Source organism: Actinoplanes utahensis, from assembly GCF_016862455.1.
Taxonomy (GTDB): Bacteria; Actinomycetota; Actinomycetes; order Mycobacteriales; family Micromonosporaceae; genus Actinoplanes; species Actinoplanes utahensis.
In genome coordinates, this window is the sequence record NZ_BOMZ01000035.1 from 136,547 (window position 1) to 160,088 (window position 23,542).

The window sequence follows — 23,542 nt, forward strand, 5'->3', positions numbered from 1 at the left end:
CCTGTCATGCGTCCGGGTCGATGACGTTGATTCTCGTCACTGCCGGGTTCCGTTCCAAGGCCGGCCGTTCGACCGTGTTCCAGATGCCGTCGGTGCGCGGATTGTGCGACCACGCCGTCACCTCCCCTTGCGCCCCTTCGGCGTACCTTCCGGAGAGTCGTTTCCATACGTCCTCGGCCTGCCCGGTCCGGATCGGTGACCCGTCCTCGAAGAGCAGCATGTCGTCGAATCGGCGTCCGCCGGGTGTCTGCTCGATCGTCACTCTGGTGACGCCGTCGGTGTGTTTCTCCGCGAAGACCCGCATCGGGATCTTGTCGTCGGTTTTGCCGGAGTAGAAGTTGGCGCCGTTGGTGGGGCTGCGGATGTCGGCTTTTTCGACTTCGCGCATCAGGCGGTGGAACTCGGAGTTCTGGCCGAAGTGTTTGGCCAGGTCGCCGGCGTGGCGGGCGGCGGTCTTGGTGCCGGCGGTGCGCAGCAGGTCGGCGGCCTGTTTGAACATCTGGGCGATTTCGCCTTCGACCTGCTGCAGAGCCCGGTGCAGGATCTGGCGGCAGGCGATCCGGGTGGCCCCGATGAAGATCGGGATCTCGGTGAGGGTGGCGCCGGCGGTGACGGTGGCGGTGGCGATGGCCTGGCCGACCTGGAAGGCGAGCAGGGCCAGCTGGGCGAGGTAGGCGGTCTTGGTGGCGACGGTGACCGCGGCCATCGCGATCAGGCCGGCGCCGATCAGTTCGACGGCGGTGGCGGCGTCGTCGAGGTGCCGGCCGGGGCCGTCTGGCCCGTTCCACCAGCGTTCGAAGGCTTCGACGGAGGCGCCTTCGTTCTCCAGCCACACCCGGCGGGCGGCGGCGTCGGCAACGGCTGCGTGGCGGCGCAGGCGGGTGCCGTGTTCGATCCAGGCGCGGCCGTCGGCGTACAGCCGGTCCTCGTCGGCCTGGGGCCAGGTGAAACCGATCCATTCCAGCGGCTCGGTGAGTTCCGCGGGCAGTTCGATCGTCATGTCGTGCCTCCCGGGAAGGCCGGCACGGCAGCGGAATCGGAGCCGTCGAACGTGGCGGCGGCAGGAGCAGGATCGGCCAGGGAAGCGGCGGACTCCGAGCCGTCGGAGGCGAGGACGGGAGAGGTCAGGGAGGCGGCGGGTTCGGAGGTGAGGGCGGGAGAGGCCAGGGAGGCGGCGGGTTCGGAGGTGAGGGCGGGAGAGGCGAGGGAGGCGGCGGAGAAGGTGTCGGTGGCGGCGATGGCCCGGGCCTGGGCGGTCAGGGTGAGGGCGGCTTCCCCCATTTCCTGGACGTACGATCCGAGCGCCTGCAGCGCGTGCCCCAGCACCCCTTGATAGGCCAGGGCGAAGACGCTTCCGCTCTCGTCACCACCCCACGGGTTGTCCGGGCCGGCCACCGTGGATTCCAGTGCCGTCACGTCGTCGGCCATCTGCTGCGCCACCCCGGCCAGGGCACGCCCGCAGGCTGCAACCGAGTCGGGGTCGAGCTTGAGCCGTACCGCAGCCGGGTTTGTCATCGCCGCGCTCCCGCCTGCCGTGAGAGATCCTGCAAGGCCTCGGAGATCTCGCCGAAGCGGCGTTGCGCCGCGCTTGTCGCCTCGGTGACCGCGGCCTCGAAGGCGCCCTGGGCGGGAAGGCCGGTCTGGGCTTCGGTGATCGCGTCGAAGAGAGCGGTACGGAGTTCGTCCACAGGCAGTGCGGTGACCTGTGGATCGAGGACGACGTCCCACAGGCGGCCGGCGCCGTCGAGTTCGATGCGGACCAGCCCGTCGGCGCCTTCACCCGTGGAGGCGATGTAATCCGTCTCCCGGGGGGATCGTTCATGCTCGGGGTGAACGTCCACCTCGGCCTCCCATCGTGTGGATCCCTGTGCGTGCGAATACCGCTGTTGCACGCTTCGAGTTCAAACCGACACGGTGCGTTCTCGATGTGGTCGAGATTGGACGGATGCGGCACGAAAGTCGGACCGGGGACGCAACGCGGCGACCGCACAGGTCTGGGATAGGTTTTATTCCGCGGACAGGAGGTGACGGCAGTGGCGGATTCGACTCTGCGGGTCCGGCAGGCCGCTGCTTTGCACCGGCAGGCGGTGGCGACGGCGGATGCGGCCGCTGTCGCTTTGGAGGCGTTCGCGCCGGCCGCTGCCGACCCTCGCGAGCAGCATCGTCTCGCCGACCGGTTGCGGGCTGCGGCAGCCCAGTTGGCGCCCGGCTGGCTTGGTGCGACCCTCGACGCTTTGTCGCCGGTCGCGCCGCTCGGTGGCACGGTGCCGCCGCGGTTCGTCCGGGTGGGTTTGGCGCAGCCGCTCGACGACGTGCGGTTCCCGGCGGTGGTGCCGCTGCTCGGCGCCGGCCATCTGACAGTCGACGCGACGGCGACCGATCGGCGGGTGTTCGGTCTGCTGCGGTCGCTGCTGCTGCGGCTGCTGGCGGCTTCCCCGCCGGGGACGCTGCTGGTGCGGGCGGTGGACGGGGTGGGCGGCGGCGCGGTGTTCGCGCCGTTCGAGGAGCTGGCCGACGCCGGGCTGATGTCGCCGCCGGCCACCGATCGGCAGGGCCTGCGTGACGTGCTGTCCGAGGCGGAGAAATGGCTGCGCCCGGCGCGGGCGGGGACGAGTTCGGGCCGGCGGGCCCAGCGTGACCGCAGCCTGCTCGTGGTGATCGCCAGCCTGCCGGAGATGACCGAGGGCGAAGAGTTGCGGCGGATCGCCGCGCTGGCCCAGCAGGGCCCGGATTCGGGCCTGCATCTGATCGTGGCCGGCTGGCCGCCGCCTCCGCTGACCGCGGAGACGACCCAGGCGCCGCTGCCGCGGACGACCGCCCTGTCGGTGCGAAACCCGTACGCGATCGTCGGCGACCCGCCAGGTGGCACGTTCGGTGCGGCGCCGGAGACGATGTGGCTGAACGCGCCGGTCTTCCTCGACGAGGATCCGCCGCCGCACCTGATCGACGCGGTCTGCCGGGAGCTGGCCGCCGACTCCGCCGAGGCGTCCCGGGTCACGCTGGCCGATCTGCTGCCCGAGCCGGCCGAGGAGCTGTGGTCGCAGGACGCGGCGGCCGGGGTGGAGACCGTGGTGGGGCATCACGGTGATGTGCCTCTGGTGCTGCGGTTCAACGACCTGACCCCGCACTGGATGTTGGGCGGGCGGTCCGGCGGCGGCAAGACCGCCTTCCTGATCAACGTGCTGTACGGGCTGGGCGCCCGCTACGGTCCTGATCAGCTGGCCCTCTACCTGCTGGACTTCAAGGAGGGCGTGTCGTTCGCCGAGTTCGTCCCGACTCAGCGGGACCGGACGTGGCTGCCGCATGCGCGGGCCGTCGGCGTCGAGTCCGACCGGGAGTACGGTCTGGCCGTCCTGCGTGAGCTCGATGCCGAGATGGGCCGCCGTTCGCTGGCGTACAAGCGGGCCGGTGTGTCGCGTTTCGCCGATCTGCGGGCGGTCGCGGCCGAGGAGGGGCGGGACAGTCCGCTGCCCCGCGTCCTGTGCGTGATCGACGAGTTCCAGGTGCTGCTCGCCGGCAACGATCCGATGGCCGCCGAGGCGGTGGCGCTGCTGGAGTCGCTGGCACGCAAGGGCCGGTCGTACGGTATCCACCTGGTCCTGGCCAGTCAGACCGTGCTCGGCGTGGAGGCGCTCTACGCGAAACGGGATTCGATCTTCGGCCAGTTCCCGGTGCGGATCGCGCTGCCCGGCGGCGGTGACGTGCTGGAGCCCACCAACGATTCGGCAGCCGGCCTGCCGATCGGCAGTGCGGTGGTGAACACGGCGGGCGGTCTGGGCGGGCCGCGCGGGGCGACCCGCGGGCACGAGCGGGTGGTCCGGTTCCCCGACCCGCACGCCGACCAGACGCTGCTGAGCGACCTGCGGCACCGGCTGTGGGGCGCCCGCGACCCGGAGGCGCAGCAGCCGCTGGTCTTCGCCGGTTACGCGGAGCAGCATCTGGCCGACGACCCGACCTATCGGGCGGCCCTGGCGGGCCGGTTGGGCCGGCCGGCCGCGCTGGTGGGCCGGGTGATCGACGTGGCGCTGTCGACGGCGACCTTCCCGCTCGACTCGTCGCCCGGCCGGCACCTGGCGATCCTGGGCTCGCAGCCGGTCGGCGCCGAGGTGCTGGACGCGGCGGCCCGGAGCTTGGCGGCCTGCCACGCGCCACGGACGGCCCGGTTCGTGATCGCCTCACTGGTCGCCGAGGGCGACGCGGTGGCGGCCGCGCTGGCCGCCGAGATCGGGCGCCGGCAGGACGTGGAGCTCGTCGACGCCGCCGGGCTGGCCGCTGAGCTGGATCCGGAGCGGCCCGGCTACCGGGTGGTGTTCGGGATGGACGCGGCCCCGGCGGGCACGCTGACCGGTCTGCGGCAGCTGCTGCGCGACGGTCCGGGCCGTGGGGCGCACCTGCTGTCCTGGTGGCGTGGCGTGCGCCGGTTCAGCGAGGAGATCGGCGGCAGCATGGGCCGGGAGGATGTCGCCGGCCTGATGTTCCTGAACGTGCCGCAGTCCGACGTGTCGCTGATGCTGGGCCGGCCGGTGGACTGGCAGCCCCGGGCGAACCGGGCGCTGCTGCACGACCGGCACACCGACCGCACCGTGACGGTGGTGCCCTTTGTCGATCCCGCGGAGCGTGACGAGCCGTGACCGAGCAGGCCGAACACCATGGAGTCATCCCGGGGCAGGGCGGACCGCCGGCGCCGGGACCGTGGGACGACTATCTGGCCGCCGCGCAGCAGTTGGACGCGGTGCGCCGGGCGGCGAGCATGATGGCGGGCGAGCATGCGGCGACGGTGGCGTCCGCCCGGCAGGAGCTCTCCTCGGTACGGGCCCGGCTCTCCCCGCAGCGGGCGAGGCTGACCCGCGACTTCCGGGTCCCGGAGAGCGAACTGCTGCCGCAGCCGGCCGATCAGGCCGTCGCGATGGAGCGGGTCGCCGGTGGGCCGCCTGCCGTGCTGGCGGCGCTGCGGGAGGCCAGGGCCACCGCGGACGCCGCGGACGCCGCCTTCATCGGGCCCGGTCCGGGCGGACCGAATCGGCCGGTGACGCGCAACCTGGTGGTGTACGGGCCGTTCGCGATCGCGGTGCTGCTGGTGCAGGTGCTGCTGTTCCTGGTGGCGGAGCCGGGTTCGACGTCGAATCTGATGCTGCTCTGCGGGCTCGGCATGCCTCTGCTGGCGTTCGGGCTGGGCTGGGCGACGATCGGGTTCGTCTACGGCGACGAGGACGCGAAGGCGGACCGTACCCCGGTGGCGGGCCTCATCGTCTGCCTGACGCCGGTCCTTCTCACTTGCGCGTGGACCGGCCTGGAGAAACTTCTCAGCTGAGGGAGACCCGATGGCGAACGTCGAAGAGGTCAAGGTCAACGTGGCGGCCACGGTGGACGGCGCCCAGCGCACCATCGCCGGGATCCAGGCCGCCGCCAACGAGCTCGATCAGGCGCTGGCGCGGATGCGGGTGACGGCGGTGGGTTCGTTCCATCCGGCGGCGGCCGCCGCGATCGCGCATCTGGAGCAGGCGCGGACCCGGTTGGACGAGGCGGTGCAGCTCACTCATGCGGCTGTCGACTCGGCGAACCAGTTCCGCAGCATGATCTGAAAAAGCTCCGGCCGGCTGTCGGTGCCGTCTCGCAGCTCGCGGGACAGCACCGGCAGCCGGCCGGAGCTGACGTCTAGCGGGCGTTTATCAACGCCATCGCCTCGGCGCGGACCTTCCCGTCGGTCTGGAAGCCGCCGCGGACGGCGGAGGTGACCGTGCGGGCGCCGGCCTTGCGGATGCCGCGCATCTCCATGCAGAGGTGCTCGCACTCCAGGACGACTATCGCGCCGCGGGCGCCGAGCTGCGCCATCAGCAGGTCGGCGATCTGTGAGGTGAGCCGCTCCTGGACCTGCGGGCGGCGGGCGAAGACCTCGACGAGCCGGGCCAGTTTCGACAGGCCGGTGATGCGCCCGTCGGTGCCGGGGATGTAGCCGATGTGCGCCACGCCCTTGAACGGCAGCAGGTGGTGCTCGCACATGCTCTGCAACTCGATGTCGCGGACCAGGACGAGTTCCTCGTGGTCGGCTTCGAAGCTGGTGGTGAGCACGGTGGCCGGGTCGACGCGAAGGCCGGCGAACAGCTCCGCGTAGGCCCGTGCGACCCGGGCCGGGGTGCGGACCAGGCCGTCGCGGTCCGGGTCCTCGCCGACGGCGATGAGGATCTCCCGGACCGCTTTCTCGATCCGCCCGAGGTCGACGGCCTGCTCGACCGGGGTACCGGTGAGCTTGCCGTCGACCAGCCGGGCGGCGAGGTAGTCGAGTTCGTCTGACTTACTGATTGAAGTTGCTGCCTTCCGCACCGTTCGCGTTCGGGTTGTGCCCGACCGCGATCTGCCCGTCCGCCTCGGCCTGCGCCTTGAGCTTGTCACGCTCGGCGGGGGTGAGGACCGGCGGCGCCTCGGAGGGGAGCCGCTTGCCGAAGCCGTTGAAAGGCGACATCGGCGGGCGCTTGGCCACCCGGGCGCAGATCCGGTTCATGTCGTCCTGAGTGATGGTCTCCTTCTCCATCAACTCAAGCACCATGTTGTCGAGCACGTCGCGGTATTCGACGAGGATCTCCCACGCTTCGTCGTGGGCGAGCTCGATCAGCGCGCGGACCTCGGCGTCGATGTCGGCGGCGACGGCGTCCGAGTACGACTTCTCGTGCCCCATGCTGCGGCCCATGAACGGCTCGTCACCGGTGCTGCCGTACTTCACGGCGCCCAGCTTGGAGCTCATGCCGTACTGCGTGACCATGGCCTTGGCCAGGCCGGTCGCCTTCTCGATGTCGTTGCCGGCGCCGGTGGTGGGCTCGTGGAAGACGAGCTCCTCGGCGGCCCGGCCACCCAGCGCGTACGCCAAGGTGTCGATCATCTCGGCGCGGGTCTGGGTGTACTTGTCCTCGGTCGGCAGCACCAGCGTGTGGCCCAGCGATCGGCCACGCGGCAGGATCGTCACCTTGTGCACCGGGGCGGAGTGCGGCAGGGCGTAGGCGACCAGCGCGTGTCCACCCTCGTGGTACGCGGTGATCTTCTTTTCCTTGTCGCTCATCGCCCGGGTCTTGCGCTCCGGGCCGGCGATGACCCGGTCGATCGCCTCTTCGAGGAACTCGTTGGAGATCGCGCGCTTCTCGTTACGCGCGGTCAGCAGCGCGGCCTCGTTGATCACGTTGGCCAGGTCGGCGCCGGAGAAGCCGGGCGTGCGGCGGGCCACCGAGTCGAGGTCGACGTCGGGCGTGAACGGCTTGCCCTTGGCGTGCACCCGCAGGATCGCCTTGCGGCCTTCCATGTCCGGGTTGTCCACCGGGATCTGCCGGTCGAAACGGCCCGGGCGCAGCAGCGCCGGGTCGAGGATGTCGGGCCGGTTGGTGGCCGCGATCAGGATCACGCCGCCCTTGGTGTCGAAGCCGTCCATCTCGACGAGCAGCTGGTTGAGCGTCTGCTCGCGCTCGTCGTGGCCACCGCCCATGCCGGCGCCACGGTGCCGGCCGACCGCGTCGATCTCGTCGACGAAGACGATCGCCGGAGCGTTCGACTTGGCCTGCTCGAAGAGGTCGCGGACCCGGCTGGCGCCGACACCGACGAACATCTCGACGAAGTCGGAACCGGAGATGGAGTAGAACGGCACCCCGGCCTCGCCGGCGACGGCGCGGGCCAGCAGCGTCTTGCCGGTACCCGGAGAGCCGAAGAGCAGGACACCCTTCGGGATCTTCGCGCCGAGCGCCTGGTACTTGGTCGGGTTCTGCAGGAAGTCCTTGATCTCCTGGAGCTCCTCGACCGCCTCGTCCGAGCCCGCCACGTCGGCGAACGTCGTCTTCGGCGTGTCCTTGGTGATCATCTTCGCCTTGGACTTGCCGAAGTTGAGCACCCGCGACCCGCCACCCTGCATCTGCGACATGAACAGCAGCAGGAGGACCACGAGGATCGCGATCGGCAGCAGGTTGATCAGGATGCTCAGCAGGATGTTGTCACCGGAGACGGTGGCATCGACCGTGCCGGAGATCCGGTTCTGCTTCTTGGCCTGGTCGACCTGAGCCCAGATCTCATCGGTGAGCTCGTACGGGTACTGGGTCTCGATCTGTTTGGTCGCCTTGTTGTCACCGAACTGCTCGGCGTTCGCGAGATCGATCTGGAGCGTCTGCTCCTTGTCCTTCTGGACGACCTTCTCGATACCGGGCTGGTTCAGACGGTCAAGCGCGAGTGAAGTGTCTACCCTCTGGTAGCTCGGACCACTGGTGAAGACTGAGCTCAGCGCGACTACGCCGATGATCACCAGAATGATCCAGACCACCGGGCGGCGGAAGAAACGCGTACGTTCCATACTGTTGTCGGGCGCCAAGCGCCCGGACCCTCCTGATCGGCGTCCTGGTCACCTCAACGTCAACCGCCCACCGGCGGCTGCCGGGAACCGTTACCCCCCTTTTCGGGCGATGAACCGGGTCCCAGCCCCTCCAGCGCTCGTGACACCACGCCATCGGTCACTCGACCGTACACCGTAGGTGCCGCTTACGAACCCGTGAGCCCGCAGGGCGAACTACGCGTACGGGCCGTTAAATCTCGGCGGTACAGGTGCAAAAACGCACATAATGAACCAATACTGAGAACACGCTGAGAAAGCGGTTCAGCTACGGGCGTACACCTCAGGCTTGAGAACACCGACGTACGGCACTTCCCGGTACCGCTCGGCGAAGTCCAGGCCGTAACCGACCACGAACTCGTTCGGGATGTCGAAGCCCACGTAACGCACCGGAACCTGCACCTTGACCGCGTCCGGCTTGCGGAACAGCGCCACCACCTCGACGCTCGCGGGCCCCCGCGACTCCAGGTACTTCATCAGCCAGGAGAGGGTCAGTCCGGAATCCACGATGTCCTCGACGACGAGCACGTGCCGGCCGGCGATGTCCCGGTCCAGATCCTTCAGGATCCGCACCACGCCCGAGGAGGTCGTCCCCTGCCCGTACGACGAGACGGCCATGAACTCCATCTCGGTCGAGGGACCGTGCCGGCCCAGCGAACGGGCGAAATCGGCCATGAACATGACCGCGCCCTTCAGCACACAGACCAAGAGGATGCCGTCCTCGGCGTCAGCGTGGTCCGCGGACACCTGCTTGGCAAGTTCGTCGATCTTGTCCCGGATCTGTTGCTCCGAGATGATCACGTGGTCGATGTCGGCGTCGTACCAAGAGCCATCAGCCATGGCACTAAGCCTGCCGCATGGAAGTTACCGTTCGGCGAACGGGGCCGGATTCCGAACCGGAAAGCTCAACTGATAAAGGCCGGATCCACTCGTACGAGGTCATCCGATCGGCGGGCCACCAGGATCCCACCCGGCAGATGAGCCGGCCCCTGACCCCGCCAACCGGACACCAGGGCCTCCAGCGTTGTCACATGCCCGAAGGCCAGAGCGCCGCCCGGAGCGCCCAGCTCACGCGCCCAACGGTGCAGCACCCGGCTGCGGATCGCCGGCAACAGCCCGGCCAGCGCCGGCACCGACAGCCCGGCCGCCGAACGGACCGACTCCAGGGCGGCGGCGGACAACTCGTCCAGGGCCGCGTTGTCGGCGGCCACCAGCGTGGCCGTGCGGGACAGGTTGGCCAGAACACCGGTGCCGAGCGCGTCGACGAGCACCGGCAGGACCGAGGCACGGACGCGGGATCGGGCGTACGCCGGATCGGTGTTGTGCGGATCCTCCCAGGGCGCCAGGCCCAGCGCGGCACACGCCTTACGGGTGTCGGCCCGGGCCACGTCCAGCAGCGGCCGGCGGAACATCCCACGCCGCCACGGCATCCCGGACAGCCCGCGCGGGCCGCCGCCACGGGCCAGCGCCAGCAGCACCGTCTCCGCCTGATCGTCCCGGGTGTGGCCGAGCACCACCGCGGACGCCCCGAGCTCCGTGGCAGCCGAGGCGAGAGCCGCGTAACGGGCCGTGCGGGCGGCCGCCTCGGGACCACCGGGCAGCCCGGCGACCGAGACCGTCTCGATGCGGACCGGGTCGAACCCGGCATCCCGGGCCCACGCGGCCACCGAACGGGCACGCCGCTCGGAACCCTCCTGCAGACCGTGGTCGACGGTGACCAGCCCCACCCGGCGGCCGGAGAACCGGGCCGCGGAGGCCAGTGCCAGCGAGTCAGCCCCGCCCGAACACGCCACCAGCACCAGGGCGTCCTCGGGCAGATCGGCCAGACCCCGGCGCACCGCCATGCGCACTGCCGCCACCGGCGGCGGGATCTTGGCCATGGTCAGTGGTGCACCCTCGTCACCCAGGCGTCCGGGTCACCGAGCTCGTCCAGGCGCGGCAGGGTCAGCGGAGACTCGAAGATCTTGTTGAAGCCGTCCATGCCGACCCGCTCGTGCACGCCGTGGACGAACTTGCGGCCCTCCGCGTACTGCCGCATCTTGACCTCGATGCCGAGAACCCGGCGCACCGCCTTCTCCAGCGGGTTACCGCCCTCGCGGCGCCGGTTGAACTTGGCCCGGATCGACTCGACCGACGGGATCACCTCGGGGCCGACCCCGTCCATCACGAACTCGGCGTGCCCCTCGAGCAGGGTCATCAGGGCGGTCAGCCGGTCCAGCACGGCACGCTGGGCGGGCGTCTGCACGATGTCCAGCACCGAGACGCGGCTCTCCTCGTCACGCAGAGCGTCGGACAGCGTCGCCACCCCGCGGCGCAGCCGCTCCAGAACGTGCTCCCCACCCTGCGAGGCGTCGACGAACGCCTGCACCTCACCGAGGAAATAGCCGCGCATCCAGGGGACGGCGGTGAACTGGGTGCGGTGGGTCACCTCGTGCAGGCAGACCCAGAGCCGGAAATCCCGCGGGTCGGCATCGATCTTGCGCTCGACCTCGACGATGTTCGGCGCGTTCAGCAGCAGCTGTCCGGGCTCGCTGGAGAACACCTCGTACTGCCCCAGGACACGGCCGGAGAGATAAGCCAGCACCGTGCCGGCCTGCACCCCGGTCACCCGGGAGCCGATCGCGTCGGCCCACGGGCTCGGCTCCTTGTCACCGGAGAGCCGGGACACCAGCGGGCCGATGACGCGCTGCAGACCGGCGATGTTCACCTTCGCCCAGTCGCGGCGGTCGACGACACGGACCGGTGGCACCTCCACCTGCGAACTCAAGCCGGTGTAGGCGGCCACGTGCCCGGCCGCCTCATCGGTCAGCGCCCGCAACTCGGAGACCACCTGGGTGGCCTCCTCGTAGGTCACCGCGGGCCCCGATTTCGACAGCGCGCCCGCGGTCGCGGCGGCCAGATCCCAGTCAACGAACTGCGCCATGCAGCCCACCGTACCCGCGCGGCTCCAGCCCACACTCAGGTGAAACCCCGGAGTGCGGGCTCAGCAGCCGCAGGCCACCAGCCGAGCAGCGATCTTGTCCAGGGCCTGCCGGGCGGTGATCGAGTCCGCCCCGCCCTTCGCCATGATCGCGAAGGCGAGCACCTGCCGCTCCTTGGTGACCAGCACCCCGGCCAGCGTGTTCACCCCGCTCAGCGAGCCGGTCTTGGCCCGGACGATGCCCTGCGCGGTCTCGTTGGCGCTCGGCGTCGCGAACCGTGTCTCCAGGGTCCCCGACCAGCCCGCCACCGGCAGCCCATTGAAGATGTTGCTGAGCTCCGGGTGCTGACCGCCGGCCGCCAGCTTCAACGTCTCGACCAGCAGATCCGGGGTGATGCCGTTCCGGTTGGAGAGCCCGCTGGCGTCGTTCAGCCGGGCCTGGTCGCCGGGCAGGCCCAACTCGGTCAGCTTGGCGTTCATCGCCGCGGCCGCACCGGCGAAACTCGCCTCCTGGCCGGCCGCCAGCGCCACCTGCCGCGCCAGCGCCTCAGCCAGCACGTTGTCGCTCTGCTGCAGCATCCAGTCGACGATCTGCACCAGCGGCGGCGACTGCACCTTGCCGAGCTCCGCACCCGGTGTCCACGCCGTCCCCGCGGGCGCCGACGCGGCCGGGGTCGCGGCGTTCCCGGCGGCCGGGGCCGTGCCCTTCCTCACCGCGGTACCGGACACGCCGATCATCTCGGCGAACAGCTTCCCGGCCGACAGCGCCGGATCCGAGTACCGCGGATCCCCGCCGAACTCGTTGTGCACCGGCTCGACCCGGCCCGCGTTCGTCATCAGCGACTGGATCCGGGCCACCTGCCCACCCGGCGAGACGTCCCAGGCGCTCCAGCCGTTCGCCGTCTCCGGCCCCTTGAACAGCGAGGTGTCGACGACCACCCGGGTCGCCTTGGTACCGCCCAGCGCCTTCTTCACCTGCGCCGCCAGATCGTCCAGGCGGGCCGCGCCCGGGAAGAGGTCCTTGTCGTCCTCCTCCACCGCCAGCGAGGCGTCACCACCGCCGATGATCACCACCTCGCCCGGCCTGCTGCCGGCCACCACCCGCGTCTCCAACCGGTGCGCCGGGCCACGGGCGGCCAGCACGGTCGCCGCGGTCAGCACCTTCGTCGTCGAGGCCGGGGTGTTCATCCTGTCGGCGTTGCGCTCGTAGAGAACCGTGTCGCTTGCCACGTCGACCACCTGGATGTGCACCGTCGTGCCGAGCGCGGCCGCGCCCACCAGCGGATCCAGTGCCTTCTTGACGGTCGCCGGGTCAGGCGCGGAACCATCCGATCCCGCGGCCGCCAGAACCGGCGTCGGGGTCGGCTCCGGCGTGGTCGCGGCAGGTGTCGGCGTCGCGTCGGGTTTCCCGCTCAGCGCGTCCAGCCAGCCGTCGACCGGTCCCGGGCGGACCACGACGCCCACCACCGCGACCATCGCCAACAAGATCAAGACCACGACTGCGGAGACCACCTTGGTACGGGTCTTCCGACGCGTTCCCACCTCCACCGGAGGTTCGGCAGTCCCGGGCCGCGCCACCGGAGCCGCCGGAGGCGCCTGCGGAACCGCCGCGCGCGCGGCGCCGACCGGCACCGACGCCCGTCCCGACGAGCCGCCGTCCCTCGGCTCCGAACCCGTCTGTACAGCTCCGGGCCCGCCCAGCTGTCCAGCCCTGGCCATCCCCAGCGGTCCCAGCGCAGCCTTCCCCGCCGACGCGATACCCGTAGCCGAGCCGCCGACCGACGCACTACCCGTAGCCGACCCACCGACCGACGCACTACCCGTAGCCGGTCCTCCGGCTGAGTTGCTGCCCGCCGACGGTCTTCCGGGCGGGCGGCCGCTCGCGGACTTCCCCAGAACGGCCGTCCGGTCCGGGTCGGCCGCGCGGCCGAGGTCTGCGGTCCGGTCCAGGTTGGCGGCAGGGTTCTGATCGGGGGTACGGCCGGCAGCCGCCCCGGAACCACCGCCACTGCTCGCGGCCTGTCCTCGATCAGCAGGGCGCCCCCCACCCGACGCCGAACCGGCGACAGGAACCCCGGCCGACCCAGCGGTGCCGCTCACGGTTCCCGCAGGCGCCCCGAAACCACCAGCCCGGTCCGAGAGAGCCCCGAGGTTGGCCGTCCGGTCGGGACCCGCCCCGAAGTTCGCGGTGCGATCAGGGTCCGCTCCCGTGCTGCCTTGGCGGCCTGGGTCCGTGCCGCGATCGGCCGCACGGTGGGGAACGGTCCCGAAATCGGCCGTTCGATCCGGGCCCACCCCGGCATCAGCCGAACGAGCTGGCGCCGCCCCGGCGCCAGCCGGGCGATCGGGTACCGCCCCGAAGTTCGTGGTGCGGTCAGGGTCCGCTCCCGCGTCGCCCTGGTGACCCCGGTCCGCGCCACGGTCGGCCGCACGGCGTTGAACAGTGCCGAAGTTGGCCGTTCGATCGGGGTCCGCCCCGGCATCAGGCGAGCGGCCGGACACCACCCCCAAGTTGGCAGTGCGGTCCGGGTCTGCCGATCGACTCGGATCAGCGCTGGGGCCGCCACCGGCCGGGCGACCGGCATCGGAAGGACGAGCCGCGTCGGATGCATCACCGCTGTCGGAAGGACGAGCCGCGTCGGAAGCAGCCATCGGTACGCCGGTCGGGTCGGAAGGCCCAGCCGGTTGAGAACCGCGCGCGGAGGGCTGGCCGAGATGCGTTCCCGGCCAGTTCCCGATCGGTCCCGGACCGCTCGGCGGGTAGTCACCGGCCGGAACATCGGCGCGAACTGCCGCTCCGGGGCCGCCGGAGGGACCAGCGAAAGTCGGCAGCGTCTGGTCCGAAGCCGGAACACCGAATCGAGGTGCTTCCGCGGGTCGTCCACCGGCATGGCCCGGGAACGGTTCCGGCTGCGCGGTGGTACGGCCCGATGACTTCGTTTCGCCGGAATCGCCCACAGCAATCGACGTGGCTTGCTCGTCTGCGCCCGGCATGCTCACGCGCCCCACACCGGCGTTCTGCCTCGGCGGAGCCGACCGCCCGACAACAGGCTGCTGCTCTGGAACAGCCGCATGCCCCTGATCGGGAAGATGCGTTTCAGGCCGGCCTGGAACGGGCGCATGCGCTCCGCTCTGCTGCGGAACAGCGGCACGCCCCCCGGCCTGCCCAGCCGCATGAGCTTGCACATTCTGCTGCCCGCCGATCGGAACCTGCCCATCCTGTCGTCCGGTAGTGGGAATCTGCGTACTCGGTTGGCCGGCAGCAGGAGCCTGCCCACCCTGTCGTCCGGTAGTTGGAACCTGCGTACTCGGTTGCCCGGCGGCAGGAGCCTCCCCAGCCGGCTGGCCGGAAGCCGGGGCCTGGCGTGGAGCCGGCGGACGCGGGGCCGATTGGCCGGAGGCAGACGACGAGGCGCTGCCCTGGTTCGGAGCTGTCACCTGCGGATTTTTCGGCTGTGCGGCGTTCGGCCCGGCAGCGCTCGGCCCACGAGAGCCGTCTCCCTTTCCAGGAGCGGAGGTCTGCACGACCTCTCCGGACGTCGGCACAGCTCGGCCGGCACCCGGTCCGGATTCGGGCGGGACGGATGCCTGGCCAGGTCCGAACTGCTGAGAACCCGGGTCCTGACCGGCTCCAGCAGTCCGCGGGGCGCCTGAGGGCGTCGGCGGCACCGGACGGCTCTGCCCAGCGGAGGAACCTGGCAGGGTGGGGCCGGCGGGCGGCGCCTGTCCGGAAGCTTCGGGCGGAGCGGGGGCGAATCGCGGCGTGATCGGCTGGCCCGGCGACGTGGACGGACGGCTCGCTCCCGATTGATCGTTTCCGGGCACCGAGGGTTTGCCTGTGGTCGAAGCGGCCTGTCCCTGGGCTGTCGGCGTGACCGGCCTGCCACCGGTGACCGGCATGCCCCCGCGCTTGGGGCCGACCGGAGAGGGCGCGGTCGCCAAGCTGTCCGGCCGGGTGGGAGGCGTGGAAGGCGAGGGCTGAGATCCCTGCGAAGCCGCCGGGGGCACCGAGGCAGGTGGGGCCGATGCCGGAATGGGGCGGCCGGCGGAGGGCTGGCCGACCGACGGCGGGGCCGGGCTGGAATCCGGGTTGGGCTCGACCGTCCTCGCGCTCGGCTGCGCCGGTGAAGACGCGGACGTGGGTTGGGGCGATCCACCGGAGGGGACGCCCGACGGTGGAGATGCGGGATCGTCCGCCTGCCAGGGGAACGGCAGCCGCGGGTCACCCGGGGGTGCGGATTCCGGGATGACCGGATTGTGAGGGTACGCGGAAGATGCGGCCGACGACTGCATGGCCGACTTACCCTTTTCCGTGCCGGGTTGCGAACTCGACACGCCGTGTTCCTTCGGACCGTCATGTGAATCTTGCCTCGTCACACGCCCCTCCTCGCCCGTGGCGTCAGACTTAGGGGAGACTAGCGACATCCGGCACACCGTCGCGCGCGGATCCTGCGGGCCCTGCTTCCAAGCCCCACTTCCCTGCCCGGCGGACCGGTCTATTCCAGCGGGCAAGCAAAAGGGGAGCGAATAATGGATTTCGACGTTCTGGTTGAGATCCCCAAGGGGCAGCGCAACAAGTACGAGGTGGACCACAAGACCGGACGTATCCGGCTGGACCGGACCCTCTTCACCGCGACACAGTATCCCGCGGACTACGGCTTCATCGAGGGCACCCTGGGCCAGGACGGCGACCCGCTGGACGCCCTGGTGCTGATTCAGGAGCCGACCTTCCCCGGCTGTCTGGTTCGCGCCCGCGCGATCGGCATGTACCGGATGACCGACGAGAAGGGCCGCGACGACAAGGTCATCTGCGTGCCGTTCGAGGACCCGCGCCAGGAGCACCTGCGCGACATCCACCACCTGGGCGAGTTCGACCGGCTGGAGATCCAGCACTTCTTCCAGGTCTACAAGGACCTGGAGCCGGGCAAGTCGGTCGAGGGCGCGACCTGGACCGGCCGGATCGAGGCGGAGGCCGAGATCCGTGCCTCGTTCAAGCGTGAAGAGGCCGCGCAGGCCGAGGGAGAGCACGAGCACTGAGCGCACGTTCTGGCGAGACCGAGGCGGATCGAAGCCGAGGCGAAGCCGGCAGCGAGACCGAGAGCGAACCGAAAAGCGAACCGCTGACGACCGCACCTGCGGGGCTCACGCCTCGCAGGTGCGGTCGTTTGCGGACTCGCCCGAAGGAGAGATAGGTCACAGGATCCTGGATCAGCCGATGCCCGAGACGGCGCTGTAGAGACCGGTCACCGCGCAGGCGACCGGGATGACCGAGACGACGATCAGCGCGTCCATGATGTCGGCGGCACGGCCGAGGTAGGGCGAGGGCGGCTTGTCCGCGTACCGCGCTCCGGCAAGAACCGTGAGCAGGGCGATCACCAACGCGCCCGCGATCACCGCGGGCAGCGCACCGCCCGCGCCGGTGAGCAGGTCGGCGCCGAGGGCGGCGCCGCCGGCCAGTCCGGCGGCGAGCACCGGCGCCCGGTGGCGGCGGGTGACGAACAGACGCGAGCGCAGCAGCAGCGCGGCCCCGCTGACGGCGATCAGGATTCGGGACGCCAGCGAGCCGTCGGTGGCGAGCACCGCGAACGCGCCGACGGCCAGCACGGCCCAGCCCAGCAGCATGCCGGCGAGCAGTTCATCGGTACGGGTCACGGCGGCGAAGACGGCGGCTCGCTCGGGCAGTTTGCGCACCGCGTCGACGGCCGGGCGGGTGGCGTCCCCGCTGGACGGGGTGTCGGTGCCGGGCGGCAGGCTGACCGGGGGCAGCGGGGTCCGCCCGAACCGCACCGCGAGCAGCGGCAGCACCCCGATCCCGCAGACCAGCACCGAGATCAGCACCGCGGCACCGCCGGCCGCGTCGGTGAACAGCCCGGTGGCGGCGGCGACCGCGCCCAGCAGACCGACCGTGACGCCGGCGGTGAAGATCCGGGCCCCGGCCGCCACACCGGCCCCGGCGATCGCCGAGACCAGCAGGATCGCGACCGAGCCGGCGAGCAGCTCCGGCCCGCCCAGCCAGCGCACCGGCGCCAGCACGCCGTCGTCGCCGTAGGAGGTGATCAGGGTGGCGCCGCCGGCGAAGGCGTAGGGCAGCGCGTAGCCGCCGAGGGCGACACCGGCGCGGCCGTCACCGAACGCGCGGGACGCGACCGTGGCGACCAGGGTGAGAAGGATCGCAACGGCGAGACCGGCGAAGCCCGGATAGTGGCCTTTCGCGCCGGTCGAGAGCAGGGCCGGCAGCCCGAGCGCGAGCGGCACGGCGGCGGCGGCCAGGGTCGCGGTACGGCTGGCGGCGGGGGTCCACACGCCGCCGCGACGACGGGCGCCCTCGGCGATCGCCTCGACCACGTCGTCGTATTCGAGTTCGGGCCACGCCTCTCCGGCGGGAACGAGGTGGAGCACCTCGCCGTCGCGTACCCCCTGGGGGTGTAAGCCCTGGCCGGTGGCCAGCAGAAGGCCGTCGCCACGCCGCAGCACCCACCCGCCGTGGCGCTCGCCCTCGTCGGCGAGACCCTCGCCGGCGTAACGCAGCACCTCCGGCAGCAACTCGGCCAGGGGCACCTGTTCGGGCAGGGCCACGTCGACCCGACGTTGCGGCGCGCTGATAGTCACGCGGGCCAGACCGACGCTCACCAATAAATCCTTCCGTCCGTCCACAACCTGGACCCGGGTGTTGTCCACATCCGGCGGGGGCGAGGCTGCGGGATCGACGGAACTTTACCTAGCATGGGCCGGTCGTGAAGTCCCGAGATCCGCGGGGCTTGCCGAGCCGGACATTTTTCAGGAGGCGGGATGGGCACCGTGGTGATCAAGCGGGCAGCCCGTCGGCCTGCCCCGGAGATCCCGTCCGACCAGTTGGTGGTGGAGGCGCCGCCGGAGATTCCGGAGCAGGTGACCGGCCGCTGGCAGCAGTGGCTGATGGCGCTGCCGATGCTGGGCGGCACGATGGCCATGGCGATGATGATGGGCCAGGGGCAGCGCGGCGCTTTCTCGTACGTGATCGGTGGTCTTTTCGGGATCTCCTCGCTGGCCATGCTGGTGACCTCGTTCGGCGCCTCGGGCGGCCCGCGCAAGGCCGAGATGATGGCCGCCCGCCGGGAGTACCTGCGCCATCTCGCCTCGCTGCGCAAGCGGGTCCGGGAGACGGCGCGGCTGCAGCGGACCGGCCTGATCTACCGGCACCCCGATCCGGAGCGGCTCTGGTCCACCGTGGACAGCCACCGGGTGTGGGAGCGGCGCGCGGCCGATCCGGACTTCGGTGTGGTTCGTGTCGGCCTCGGCCCGCAGACGCTCGCCACCCCGCTGATCCCACCGGTGACCCGGCCGCTGGACGAGCTGGAGCCGATGACCGCGGGCGCCCTGCGCCGGTTCCTGGACGCGTATTCGGTGGTTCCCGATCTGCCGGTGGCGATGTCGCTGCGCGGCTTCTCCCGGATCTTCCTGCGTGGTGAGGCGCCCGGCGCGGAGGGGCCGCGTGCGCTGGTCCGCGCGGTGCTGACCCAGCTGGCGGTCTTCCACGCCCCGGAGGACCTGGTGATCGCGGTCTGCGCGGGGCAGGACGCCCGGGCGCACTGGGAGTGGGTCAAGTGGCTGCCGCACGCTCGGCACCCGTCCCGCACCGACGCGCTCGGCGCGGTCCGGCTGGTCGCCGAGGACGAGCTGGAGCTGGCCCGGATGCTCGAGGACGTGCTGGGCAACCGGCCCCGGTTCCATCCCGGTGAGAGCGCCGGCAGCACCCCGCACGTGCTGGTCGTCATCGACGGCGCGGAGCCGGCCAACACCCGGCTCGACGACGCGCTGGACGGGCTGACCGTGCTCGACCTGGACACCGTCCCACCCCGGCTGCTGGACCGGTCGACGCTGGTCCTGCAGGTGCGGGCGGACGGGGTGCTCGGCACCTGGACGATGGATCACGAGAGCGAGGCGGGCCGGGCCGACGGCCTGACCGTCGCGGAGGCCGAGGCGGTGGCCCGGCGGCTGGCGCCGCTGCGGCTGGCCACCACGGTCGACCCGGTCAGCGGGACGCCGACCCAGACCGAGGCGGGCCTGCCCGAGCTGCTCGGCATCGGCGACGTGGAGAACTTCTCGGTGACGCACGGCTGGCCGGCCCGGCCGGACCGGGACCGGCTGCGGGTGCCGATCGGGGTGAGCTCCGACGGGCTGCCGGTCGAGTTGGACATCAAAGAGTCGGCGCAGGACGGCATGGGCCCGCACGGCCTGCTCATCGGCGCGACCGGTTCGGGTAAGTCGGAGCTGCTGCGGACCCTGGTGCTGGCGCTCGCCGCGACCCACTCGTCGGAGCAGCTCAACTTCATCCTGATCGACTTCAAGGGCGGCGCGGCCTTCGCGTCGATGGATCAGCTGCCGCACACCGCGGCCGTGGTCACCAACCTGGAGAACGCGCTGCCGCTGGTGGACCGGATGGCCGACGCGCTCGAGGGTGAGATGTCGCGGCGGCAGGAGCTGCTGGCCAAGGCGGGCAACTACGCCAGCCTGTACGACTACGAGCGGGCCCGGGCCGGCGGCGCCCCGCTGGCCCCGCTGCCGACGCTGTTCATCGTCTGTGACGAGTTCACCGAGATGCTCAAGGAGAAGCAGGACTTCATCGAGATCTTCCTGCAGATCGGGCGGCTCGGCCGGTCGCTCGGCGTGCACCTGCTGCTGGCCAGCCAGCGGCTCGAGGACGGCCGGCTGCGGGGTCTGGACACGCACCTGTCGTACCGGATCGGTCTGCGGACGTTCTCGGCGCTGGAGTCCCGGGCGGTGCTCGGTGTGCCGGACGCGTACGAGCTGCCCAAGGCCCCCGGTAACGGCTATCTGAAGTTCGGCACCGAGCCGATGTCCCGGTTTAAGGCCGCCTACGTGGGCGGGACGGTCCGCCGGGCCGGGCGCTCCCGCGGGTCGGCCCGGCACGACGGTCCCCGGGTGCAGGCCTGGTCGACGCGGTACGTGGCGGCCCCGGTCGCCGCGCCCGAGCCACAGCCGGCGCCGGAGCAGGAGGACGGGCCGAAGCTGGCCGACGTGGTCATCGAGAAGCTGGTCGGGCAGGGCCCGCCGGCGCACCAGGTGTGGCTGCCCCCGCTGGACGAGTCGGCGATGCTGGACGAGCTGGTGGGCCCGGTCGCCGTGGTCCCGGGCCGCGGCCTGACCTTCACCAACCCGTCGATCCGGGCCCGGTTGCAGGTGCCGATCGCGATCATCGACAAGCCGCGGGAGCAGCTGCGGGACGTGATGTGGCTGAACCTGGCCGGGGCGGCCGGTCACCTGGCGGTGGTCGGCGGCACGCTGAGCGGCAAGTCGACGGCGCTGCGGACGCTGATCTGCGGGCTGGCGCTCACCCACACCCCGGCCGAGGTGCAGGTCTACTGCCTGGACTTCGGTGGCGGGTCGCTCGGCACGCTGCGGGATCTGCCGCACGTGGGCGGGGTGTTCGGGCGTCTGGACACCGCGGGGGTTCGGCGTACGGTCGGCGAGATCACCACCCTGCTCACCGAGCGGGAGGCCCGGTTCGCCGATCTGGGTGTGGACTCGATGGCGTCGTACCGGAGCCGCCGGCCGGCCAACGACCCGTTCGGTGACGTGTTCATCGTGGTCGACGGGTGGGGGACGCTGCGCAAGGAGTTCGAGGAGCTGGAGCCGATCCTGACCGACGTGGCCACCCGTGGTCTGTCGTACGGCATCCATCTGGTCGCCGCGACCTCCCGCTGGCTGGACTTCCGGGCCGCGGTGCGCGACCTGTTCGGTTCCCGGCTGGAGCTGCGGCTCGGTGACCCGAGCGAGTCGGTCGCGGGCCGCCGGGCCGCTCTGGACGTGCCGGAGGGCAAGCCCGGCCGTGGCATGGTCCAGCACCCGACCGACCGGAACAAGGGCCTGCACCTGCTGACGGTCCGGCCCGAGGTGAGCACCCTCGGGGACACCGCCGGCCTGGTCAAGGCGGTCGCGGCGGTCTGGGACGGCGCGCCGGCCCCGCGGGTGCGGCTGCTGCCCATGCTGGTGCCGTACGCCGATCTGCACGCCGAGCGCGGTCACGGCCTGCGCATCCCGATCGGCATCAACGAGGCGGACCTCAAGCCGGTCGAGATCGACTTCGCCACCGAGCCGAACCTGGTGGTCTACGGCGACCTGGAGTCCGGCAAGACGTCGTTGCTGCGGTCCATCGCCACCACGCTGACCAGCCGGTTCCGCCCGGATCAGGCCCGGATCATGCTCGTCGACTACCGGAACAGCCTGCTCGACCTGCCCGAGTCCGACCATCGGATCGGGTACGGCATGGAGCACGGGCACACCGAGAAGCTGATGCGGTCGGTGGCGGCGTACATGGCCGAGCGCAAGCCCGGGCCGAGTGTCACGGTCCAGCAGCGGCGGGACCGCTCGTGGTGGTCCGGGCCGGAGTTGTTCATCCTGGTCGACGACTACGACGTGGTGTCCAGCGGAGCCACCAACCCGCTGGAGCCGCTGATGGAGTACCTGACCTTCGCCCGGGACATCGGCCTGCACCTGATCGTGACCCGCCGGACCGCGGGCGCCAGCTCGTCGATGTACCGGGGGATCCTCCAGCAGCTGAAGAACGACTCGGCGGCCGGTCTGGTGCTGTCCGGATCACCGGACGAGGGGGCGCTCGTCGGCAACGTCAAACCGATCCCGATGCCACCGGGGCGCGGCCGCCTGGTCACTCGCCGTGAGGGAGTTCGCATGATCCAGTTGGCGCATCAGCCGCCCTTCGAGCATTAGCGGAGAATGAACAGACACCCGGTGCGATTAGGGGCTCGAGACCGCAGCGACACGCCGGTGGCAGGAGTAATCTCCCTCCATCGACTGACCGCATCGACTGATCCGCCTGGAGAATGGCGACGCCATCCGTGAGCAGTATGAGCATCCAGACCGGGCCTGACCGGCGGCGATGGGCGGCATCCGTGGGAGCGGCCGCGCTGGCCGGCATGATCGCCATCGGGACGCCGGCGACGGCGGCCGCGGCCGCACCCGCCGAGCCGATCAGCCTCAGCGGCGATTCGGTCCGCAACGACCAGTGGCATCTCCAAGCGCTCGCCCTGCCGGATGCCTGGGGTTACTCGGAGGGCGCCGGGGTCACGGTCGCGGTCGTCGACTCCGGGGTCGACGCGAGCCACGTCGACCTGCAGGGCCAGGTGCTCCCCGGCATCGACCTGGTCGGCGGCGACGGTGACGGCACCACCGACCCGGTCGGCCACGGCACCACGGTGTCCGCGATCATCGCCGGTCGCGCCGACGACCAGAACGGGGTCGTGGGCATCGCCCCCAGAGCCAGGATCCTGCCGATCCGGGTGCTCGACGAGGAGAACCGCTACGACGACGCCCTGATCGTCGCCAAGGGCGTGCGCTGGGCCGTCGACCACGGCGCCAAGGTGGTGAACCTGTCGCTCGGCGGCAGCGGTTCCAGCCCGGCGCTCGCCGCCGCCATCGACTACGCCTTCGCCAAGGACGTGGTGGTGGTCGCCTGTACCGGCAACGCGGCCGGCACCTCCACCACGACCACGTCGAAGGTCGGCGTGTGGTACCCCGCGCGGGAGCCGGGCGTGATCGCGGTCGGCGGCATGCAACGCGACGGCGAAGGGCTGTGGAGCGGCTCCATCCGCGGACGGGAGACCGTGGTGACCGCGCCCGCGACCGATCTGGTCGGCGCCCGGCCGGACGGTTACTGGCGGGTCCAGGGCACCAGCTTCGCGGCGCCCATGGTGTCGGCCACCGCGGCGCTGATCCGGTCCCGGTGGCCGGACATGCCGGCCGGCGAGGTGGTCAACCGGATCATCAAGACCGCGCAGGACCGGGGCGAGCCGGGCCGGGACGCCGAGTTCGGCTTCGGCCAGATCGACCCGGTCGCGGCTCTCACCGCGGATGTGCCGTACATCGAGACCAACCCGCTCGACAACACCCCGCCGCCGGGGGTGGCCCGGTTCGGCAGCGCGCCGGCCGCCGGTCAGGCACAGTCGGCGCCGACGGAGAGCGTGCAGCCGGACCGTGTCCCGGCGAAGGTGCCGGGCGGCAACACCGGCGGCTGGGCCGCGCCCGGGCCGGAACCCGCGGCGACCGCGGTGCCGATGGCCCGCTGGATGGCGTTCCTGCTGTTCCTGCTGTCGGCGATCGCTGCCGCGATCACCATCCGGCGCTTCGCCGCCACCACCGGCTGACCCTTTCGGCGGCCCCGGAGACGCCACCACCGGCTGACCCCTTCAGCCGCCCGGAGACGCCACCACCGGCTGACCCCTTCAGCCGCCCGGAGACGCCACCACCGG

The 23,542-nt window shown here is 71.4% G+C and carries 16 protein-coding genes; 6 read left to right on the top strand and 10 right to left on the bottom strand.

Translation table 11 applies throughout. The annotated features are described in order from the left end of the window. Positions 1 to 4: 4 nt before the first annotated feature. The 3 genes from Aut01nite_RS44265 to Aut01nite_RS12390 are packed head-to-tail and all read right to left on the bottom strand — an operon-like array spanning position 5 to position 1,841. Positions 5 to 1,000 (bottom strand): WXG100-like domain-containing protein, encoded by a 996-nt coding sequence (locus Aut01nite_RS44265; protein WP_043533083.1) that lies wholly within the window; start codon positions 998 to 1,000, stop codon positions 5 to 7. Next, on the bottom strand, positions 997 to 1,515 hold the full coding sequence (locus Aut01nite_RS12385) for a WXG100 family type VII secretion target (protein WP_161790762.1): 519 nt from the start codon (positions 1,513 to 1,515) through the stop codon (positions 997 to 999). The genes Aut01nite_RS44265 and Aut01nite_RS12385 overlap by 4 nt, the downstream gene beginning before the upstream one ends. After that, complete coding sequence (locus Aut01nite_RS12390) at positions 1,512 to 1,841, bottom strand: hypothetical protein (RefSeq protein ID WP_043533081.1); 330 nt, start codon at positions 1,839 to 1,841, stop codon at positions 1,512 to 1,514. The genes Aut01nite_RS12385 and Aut01nite_RS12390 overlap by 4 nt, the downstream gene beginning before the upstream one ends. 183 nt (positions 1,842 to 2,024) lie before the next feature. Between Aut01nite_RS12390 and Aut01nite_RS12395 the strand changes: the two genes are divergently transcribed. From Aut01nite_RS12395 to Aut01nite_RS12405, 3 genes are read left to right on the top strand one after another with little or no spacing between them, the layout of a single operon-like run. Continuing rightward, positions 2,025 to 4,631 carry an FtsK/SpoIIIE domain-containing protein gene (locus Aut01nite_RS12395; protein ID WP_052164591.1) on the top strand — a complete coding sequence of 869 codons (2,607 nt, stop codon included), beginning with the start codon at positions 2,025 to 2,027 and terminating at the stop codon, positions 4,629 to 4,631. Further along, positions 4,628 to 5,311 carry a hypothetical protein gene (locus Aut01nite_RS12400; RefSeq protein ID WP_043533079.1) on the top strand — a complete coding sequence of 228 codons (684 nt, stop codon included), beginning with the start codon at positions 4,628 to 4,630 and terminating at the stop codon, positions 5,309 to 5,311. The genes Aut01nite_RS12395 and Aut01nite_RS12400 overlap by 4 nt, the downstream gene beginning before the upstream one ends. Positions 5,312 to 5,321: 10 nt before the next feature. Next, the gene (locus Aut01nite_RS12405) at positions 5,322 to 5,582 is read left to right on the top strand and encodes a hypothetical protein (protein ID WP_043533078.1); all 261 of its coding nucleotides are present in this window, start codon (positions 5,322 to 5,324) and stop codon (positions 5,580 to 5,582) included. A 73-nt stretch (positions 5,583 to 5,655) separates the two neighbouring features. Here the strand turns inward: Aut01nite_RS12405 and folE are convergent, their stop codons facing one another. The 6 genes from folE to dacB form a co-directional block, all read right to left on the bottom strand. Continuing rightward, positions 5,656 to 6,321 carry a GTP cyclohydrolase I FolE gene (gene folE / locus Aut01nite_RS12410; protein WP_052164590.1) on the bottom strand — a complete coding sequence of 222 codons (666 nt, stop codon included), beginning with the start codon at positions 6,319 to 6,321 and terminating at the stop codon, positions 5,656 to 5,658. Next, the gene (gene ftsH, locus Aut01nite_RS12415; protein ID WP_043533077.1) at positions 6,293 to 8,320 is read right to left on the bottom strand and encodes an ATP-dependent zinc metalloprotease FtsH; all 2,028 of its coding nucleotides are present in this window, start codon (positions 8,318 to 8,320) and stop codon (positions 6,293 to 6,295) included. The genes folE and ftsH overlap by 29 nt, the downstream gene beginning before the upstream one ends. A gap of 300 nt (positions 8,321 to 8,620) precedes the next feature. Continuing rightward, on the bottom strand, positions 8,621 to 9,196 hold the full coding sequence (gene hpt / locus Aut01nite_RS12420) for a hypoxanthine phosphoribosyltransferase (protein WP_043533076.1): 576 nt from the start codon (positions 9,194 to 9,196) through the stop codon (positions 8,621 to 8,623). 65 nt (positions 9,197 to 9,261) lie between these two features. Continuing rightward, a complete protein-coding gene (tilS, locus tag Aut01nite_RS12425; RefSeq protein ID WP_043533075.1) occupies positions 9,262 to 10,236 on the bottom strand; it encodes a tRNA lysidine(34) synthetase TilS in 975 nt (324 codons plus the stop codon). A 2-nt stretch (positions 10,237 to 10,238) separates the two neighbouring features. Continuing rightward, on the bottom strand, positions 10,239 to 11,279 hold the full coding sequence (locus tag Aut01nite_RS12430; RefSeq protein WP_043533074.1) for an Rv3626c family coenzyme F420 biosynthesis-associated protein: 1,041 nt from the start codon (positions 11,277 to 11,279) through the stop codon (positions 10,239 to 10,241). Between the two features lie 60 nt (positions 11,280 to 11,339). Then, a complete protein-coding gene (gene dacB / locus Aut01nite_RS43395) occupies positions 11,340 to 12,752 on the bottom strand; it encodes a D-alanyl-D-alanine carboxypeptidase/D-alanyl-D-alanine endopeptidase (RefSeq protein ID WP_373871478.1) in 1,413 nt (470 codons plus the stop codon). A gap of 3,054 nt (positions 12,753 to 15,806) precedes the next feature. Here dacB and Aut01nite_RS12440 point away from each other — a divergent pair. Further along, positions 15,807 to 16,313: an inorganic diphosphatase gene (locus Aut01nite_RS12440; RefSeq protein ID WP_043533072.1), complete on the top strand. Its 507-nt coding sequence runs from the start codon at positions 15,807 to 15,809 to the stop codon at positions 16,311 to 16,313. A 171-nt stretch (positions 16,314 to 16,484) separates the two neighbouring features. Here the strand turns inward: Aut01nite_RS12440 and eccD are convergent, their stop codons facing one another. Beyond that, positions 16,485 to 17,906, bottom strand: coding sequence for a type VII secretion integral membrane protein EccD (gene eccD / locus Aut01nite_RS12445; protein WP_043533071.1), 1,422 nt, complete (start codon positions 17,904 to 17,906; stop codon positions 16,485 to 16,487). Positions 17,907 to 18,065: 159 nt separating this feature from the next. Here eccD and Aut01nite_RS12450 point away from each other — a divergent pair, with 159 nt between their 5' ends. Both Aut01nite_RS12450 and mycP read left to right on the top strand, forming a co-directional pair. Continuing rightward, positions 18,066 to 22,004: a type VII secretion protein EccC gene (locus Aut01nite_RS12450; RefSeq protein ID WP_043533070.1), complete on the top strand. Its 3,939-nt coding sequence runs from the start codon at positions 18,066 to 18,068 to the stop codon at positions 22,002 to 22,004. 137 nt (positions 22,005 to 22,141) lie between these two features. Beyond that, positions 22,142 to 23,437 (top strand): type VII secretion-associated serine protease mycosin, encoded by a 1,296-nt coding sequence (gene mycP, locus Aut01nite_RS12455; protein ID WP_052164589.1) that lies wholly within the window; start codon positions 22,142 to 22,144, stop codon positions 23,435 to 23,437. Positions 23,438 to 23,542 lie beyond the last annotated feature (105 nt).

Excerpts from the sequence above, each read along its gene's own strand:
- Aut01nite_RS12450 (WP_043533070.1), top strand. The coding sequence starts at position 18,066 with ATGGGCACCGTGGTGATCAAGCGGGCAGCCCGTCGGCCTGCCCCGGAG.
- Aut01nite_RS12430 (WP_043533074.1), bottom strand. The coding sequence starts at position 11,279 with ATGGCGCAGTTCGTTGACTGGGATCTGGCCGCCGCGACCGCGGGCGCG.
- Aut01nite_RS12385 (WP_161790762.1), bottom strand. The coding sequence starts at position 1,515 with ATGACAAACCCGGCTGCGGTACGGCTCAAGCTCGACCCCGACTCGGTT.
- hpt (WP_043533076.1), bottom strand. The coding sequence starts at position 9,196 with ATGGCTGATGGCTCTTGGTACGACGCCGACATCGACCACGTGATCATC.
- Aut01nite_RS44265 (WP_043533083.1), bottom strand. The coding sequence starts at position 1,000 with ATGACGATCGAACTGCCCGCGGAACTCACCGAGCCGCTGGAATGGATC.
- mycP (WP_052164589.1), top strand. The coding sequence starts at position 22,142 with ATGAGCATCCAGACCGGGCCTGACCGGCGGCGATGGGCGGCATCCGTG.
- dacB (WP_373871478.1), bottom strand. The coding sequence starts at position 12,752 with ATGGTCGCGGTGGTGGGCGTCGTGGTCCGCCCGGGACCGGTCGACGGC.
- tilS (WP_043533075.1), bottom strand. The coding sequence starts at position 10,236 with ATGGCCAAGATCCCGCCGCCGGTGGCGGCAGTGCGCATGGCGGTGCGC.
- Aut01nite_RS12405 (WP_043533078.1), top strand. The coding sequence starts at position 5,322 with ATGGCGAACGTCGAAGAGGTCAAGGTCAACGTGGCGGCCACGGTGGAC.
- ftsH (WP_043533077.1), bottom strand. The coding sequence starts at position 8,320 with ATGGAACGTACGCGTTTCTTCCGCCGCCCGGTGGTCTGGATCATTCTG.
- Aut01nite_RS12440 (WP_043533072.1), top strand. The coding sequence starts at position 15,807 with ATGGATTTCGACGTTCTGGTTGAGATCCCCAAGGGGCAGCGCAACAAG.